The sequence below is a fragment of the Bowdeniella nasicola genome (assembly GCF_900107735.1).
In the GTDB taxonomy this organism is placed as follows: Bacteria; Actinomycetota; Actinomycetes; order Actinomycetales; family Actinomycetaceae; genus Bowdeniella; species Bowdeniella massiliensis.
Genome location: NZ_FNQV01000026.1, coordinates 1 through 4,451, shown reverse-complemented (window position 1 = coordinate 4,451; position 4,451 = coordinate 1). Strand labels below are relative to the sequence as shown.

At 58.3% G+C, this 4,451-nt stretch carries 3 protein-coding genes and 1 pseudogene; 1 reads left to right on the top strand and 3 read right to left on the bottom strand.

What is annotated here, in order from left to right:
- Positions 1 to 246 precede the first annotated feature (246 nt).
- Positions 247 to 522, bottom strand: coding sequence for a hypothetical protein (locus BLU67_RS11970; RefSeq protein ID WP_092566239.1), 276 nt, complete (start codon positions 520 to 522; stop codon positions 247 to 249).
- 32 nt (positions 523 to 554) lie between these two features.
- Positions 555 to 914 carry a nucleotidyl transferase AbiEii/AbiGii toxin family protein gene (locus tag BLU67_RS11965; RefSeq protein ID WP_092566237.1) on the bottom strand — a complete coding sequence of 120 codons (360 nt, stop codon included), beginning with the start codon at positions 912 to 914 and terminating at the stop codon, positions 555 to 557.
- 345 nt (positions 915 to 1,259) lie between these two features.
- On the opposite strand from BLU67_RS11965, the pseudogene BLU67_RS11955 reads away from it, so the two are divergent.
- A pseudogene (locus BLU67_RS11955) lies at positions 1,260 to 2,317 on the top strand (IS110 family transposase); the annotation flags it as partial.
- A gap of 245 nt (positions 2,318 to 2,562) precedes the next feature.
- Here BLU67_RS11955 and BLU67_RS11950 read toward each other — a convergent pair.
- Complete coding sequence (locus BLU67_RS11950; protein ID WP_092566233.1) at positions 2,563 to 3,720, bottom strand: hypothetical protein; 1,158 nt, start codon at positions 3,718 to 3,720, stop codon at positions 2,563 to 2,565.
- Between the last annotated feature and the right edge of the window lie 731 nt (positions 3,721 to 4,451).

Below are 4,451 nucleotides of genomic sequence, written 5' to 3'. Positions count from 1 at the left end.
CTGGGGTTTTAGTTCCGTGAGTTCTTTCCTGGTAAACGACATGATGGCCGCAACTCCCTGATGTCAGGGTGTTGCGACCATCACTAGAACCCGCCAGCTGGCAGGGGCACAGGGGTTGAGCTCAAGGGGTATGTGTCGAACTCCGTGCGGTCAGCGATCATCTGCTGCTGGAAGCCAGCCTCTGGATCGCTAGATGCGGAAGGCGCGTGAGCGGCACGGGAGGTTCCGCGTGGCCGACGGGCGCATCTACTGGAGGTCTGCGATCTCCATGATCCACGTGTTCAGCTCACCAACCGCATCCTCAAGCGAGATCCTGATGGTCCCGGAGGCGGCCGCGCGGGCGTAGTCGTCTGCCCAGTGCGTATGTGCGACAAGGGCCGGCGGCCAGGTCCTCATCGGCTGCCCAATACCGGCCTCGTCGGGCGAGACTTCGAACTGAACGCGCCGCCACGTCACACCTCGCAGGCTGAGGATGATGTCGAACCGGCGTGGTTTGACGAGCCTGGTCGGTACATCGATCATCCCGACTTCGCCGCGACGCAACGTCAGCGGCCTCAGGGCTCGTCAAGGTCCTCTTCCAGCGAGGTGAAGAACTCTTCCATGTCGCCCTGGATCAGACCATCGACGTCCTTGGTAGCGCGGGGTGTGGCATCGAGTCGGTGTTGAAGCAGAGTGCCGCCTTTCAGTAGAAACAGCTGACGCCTATCCTTGTCCAGAGCACGCTGAGCCGCGGCAACTGCAACCGACGATGTGATCAGCCAGCCAAGGAGCCCACCGTTAACTTCATCGCCAAGTTGGCCCTCGGCCTGAGCGACCCAGATGTTGAGAACCTTTGCAGAGACCGGTTCCATCCCCTGCGGCTTAAACGTCTTCAGGAGTGCGGCCAGCCTGGAACCGACATGGTCATCGGTCATGGCGGTCCTCGAATGCTTCCGCCAGGGAGTCACGCTCAGCCGACTTTAGGAATCCCTGCGCATGCCCACGTTCGATCGCCTGCCGAAGCGAATAGGTCGGCGTGCCATAGGCGAGACACTGCTCGATCGCCGTTGCCGGGGTCACCCTGGGAATCTCTTGCTACCAGCCGATCAGCTCAGGCATAAGGTCCTGATAGCGGACGACGTAGTCGCTCCCGCCCGCACGCCGGAACCGGCGATGCTTGCCCACAGTGACATGTATTCGGTTGGGGTTGATGTCACTGATGCCGTAGGCTTCGAGCGCGGTCTCATGCGAAAGGACGGCTTCGTGGAGTGCTCGATCAGCTGAGCACACACGGGCTAATCCTGCTGGTCGTGGATCAGCCGGCGACGATCGGCGCGTTGCCCGTCGCCGTCGCGCAAGCTTCCGGCGCACTGGTCGGATTCCTTCCAGGGCTGGCGATGCGGCGCATTGCGGACCTGCACCCGGGTGAGGCGAAGACCGACGCGAGGGACGCCGCGATCATCGCCGAAACTGCACGGACGATGCCGCACACGCTCCGCTCGATCCAAGTCGCGGACGAGCAAGTTGCGGAGTTATCGATGCTCTGCGGCTTCGATGACGACCTCGCCGGCCAAATCACCCAAGTATCCAACCGGATCAGGGGTTTGCTCACCCAGATCCACCCTGCGCTGGAGCGAGTGATCGGGCCACGACTGGACCACCCAGCAATGCTCGACCTGTTACAGCACTACCCCCGTCACCGGCGGCGATGAAGACCGCGGGCGAGAAGCGGCTCGGGAACCGGCTGCTGAAGAACGCGCCCCGCAAGGGCCGCGTCTAAGCCGCAGAGGTCACCCTGGCTCTCGGCGAGCAGACCGTCGTTGTCACCGGCACCGCCGCCGCAGCCCTCGTTCTGCCACGTCTCGCGGAGCAACTCGCAGGGCTGCGCAGGCAACGGGACGAGATCGCCGCCGAGGTCGAGAAGATCGTCGACGCTCACCCTCTTCAACCGGTCTTGACGAGCATGCCCGGAGTCGGCGTCAGGACCGCTGCCAGACTCCTCACCGAAGTCACCACAAAGGCCTTCCCGACCGCCGGGCACCTCGCCGCCTCCGCCGGCCTCGCACCCGTCACCAGACGCTCCGGAAGCTCAATCCGAGGAGAACACCCCTCCAAGCGCGGCAACAAGACTCTGAAACGAACCATGTTCCTCTCCGCGTTCGCCGCACTCCCAGACCCCGAATCACGCGCCTACTACGACCGCAAAACTGCCCAGGGCAAACGCCACAACCAGGCCCTCATCGCCCTCGCTAGACGCCGCTCCGACGTCCTCTACACCATGCTCCGCGACGGCACCCTCTACGAAGGACGAACCACACCACCAGCCCTCGCCGCTTGACAAACAACACAGGGCCCCCGAGGTGGAGCTCAGGGGGCACGTGTTGAGCTCTTTGCAGTGAGAAACCACCGGTCGTTCCGAATTCGCTTATTTGCACCGGTTCCTGCGTCCAGCAACAACAATCAGGTGGGCGGGATGGACGAGCATCGCAGGTCGGCTGGGGCTACTGTACTTTTGCTTTTGACACAATAGGTCTTACAGCCGACCAAGAGACATCTCAAGGATGCAACAACTACCCCCCAACTCTAGTCTCCGATTGCTGTCTCCAAGGCTCGATCAATCATTGGGGTCAATTGTGTGGCAACTCTTCGGAATTTCTGAGCAAGCTCACCCAAACTATCTTCAGGTTCTAACTCGAAATTCGCTCTAGCGAACTGGAGTTTGGATCTCTTGATCTGCCAAGGACAGCATTCATCTACTCCACCAATCTGAGCTTGTACTGATTCGCGAAGTGCAATCTTGGTCGACTCAAGCCATTCCTGCTTAAGGATGCTTAGGTTTTTTCTCTCTTGATATGGATTCGGGACGAACTGAACATGAAGTGAAGTGTGCGCCTTGTTCTGAAGAATCCGGCTTCTTAGATCATCCGTACTGAAGTGGATTTCCCACCCTGGGTATTCTTCAGAGCCTCTTCGCTTCCATTGTGATCGATAGAAGCCACACTCTGCGCCTCCGCGAGGCTTGGAGTAAGAATATGTTTCCCATCCTTCATCAAGGGCGAGGCTTTCAAGAACCACGTCACAAATCCGTCTCGCCAACTTCTTCTGAAGCAACGGACGTTCCGTGGAGCTGGCATCTCTAATCTGTTGGATGGTCGTCTCAGCACTGAGACCTGAAAGAAACTCAGCATCAGGGCCGTACTCCATACCAAGGTGGACCAAGAGATCTCTGAACAACAACCAATCCAGCTCCCGAATATCAGCGTTGTCGGGATTGCGATCGTCAATTCGTTTCTGGAGCTCTCGATATGTCAGTGTCAAGACGCCGGAGCCAACCTCTTCTTCAGAGATTGTCAGGTAAACTAATTCGGGCGTATTTACCAGCTGCATCGTCGCAAACTCAGGTGGCAACGCTTGTATGAGCCGTTTACTTTGCGTGTCACCGAGGTATCGAAAGAGCTGGTCCTTCCCTTGATCTGCAGCAACCTTTATTTCGACGATCGTTAGGTTCAGCAAACCATCTAGTTCCTGTGCAACAAGGATGTCATACCGTCCCGAGTCTCCTCGAACCTCTGGTTGAGCCAGAATCCGTGTTGACGAAACAAGGTCGCGATTCAGTAGTGCAGAGAGCACAATCGGCCCTTGATCAGAGTTGAGAACGGAGGACAGGAGCCGTGAAACGATGGTCTCCTGACTAGCCAAGTGCAACTTGGCCGATAGAGACTGGTTTATCGTGTCTGCCATTGTTAGCTTCCTTGCTTCAACGTGCGTGAGAATAAGCCATTATAACCACATTTGAGGCCCACTTCTTTTCGTCACCACGCACAAAACCCCTTCTGAGTTGGTATTTTCCAAACCAAGAGAGTTCCAAAACTCGATGGAGCTCTGGGCCGTGTCGAATGACCTGCACTGGGCGATCCTTGGATGATGGAGGCGAGCCTCATGGCTGCCTGACCTGCGCCGTGCAGCCACCGATAGGGGCGTGGTGGACAGGTGGTCGCGGACAGCCCTCGCAGAATCGGGCCGGTCGCACGTGAGAAATTCAGTGGGCGAGGAGGTTGCCATCGGCCGCCGCATCGCAGCCGGAGAGTTGCCCGCCGACATATTCAAGAGCACCACGTACGTGCTACTCACGGACGTCGAGGATGGCATCGCTCCTCATCCTGTGCCGGTGGAATACTCCCCCATCGACGATGCCCACCTTGCCCGGTTCGGTCTATCTGACAGGAGGTGCCATGTAGGGCACCGGTCATAAGGCGTTACTGACCTGCATACCCTCTATACGCCACACGAAGAGCCCTATAGGCCAAAGCCTTAGTCGCCGAAGTAGGTCGTGTGCAATCTGGCTTGAACAAAGGAAAAACCCCCGGAATCTCAACGGGCGGGTTCTAGTGATGGTCGCAACACCCTGACATCAGGGAGTTGCGGCCATCATGTCGTTTACCAGGAAAGAACTCACGGAACTAAAACCCCAG

What these genes read in the sequence shown, in the direction of transcription:
- BLU67_RS11950 (WP_092566233.1), bottom strand. Translation starts at nt 3,720, where the DNA reads ATGGCAGACACGATAAACCAGTCTCTATCGGCCAAGTTGCACTTGGCT.
- BLU67_RS11965 (WP_092566237.1), bottom strand. Translation starts at nt 914, where the DNA reads ATGACCGATGACCATGTCGGTTCCAGGCTGGCCGCACTCCTGAAGACG.
- BLU67_RS11970 (WP_092566239.1), bottom strand. Translation starts at nt 522, where the DNA reads ATGATCGATGTACCGACCAGGCTCGTCAAACCACGCCGGTTCGACATC.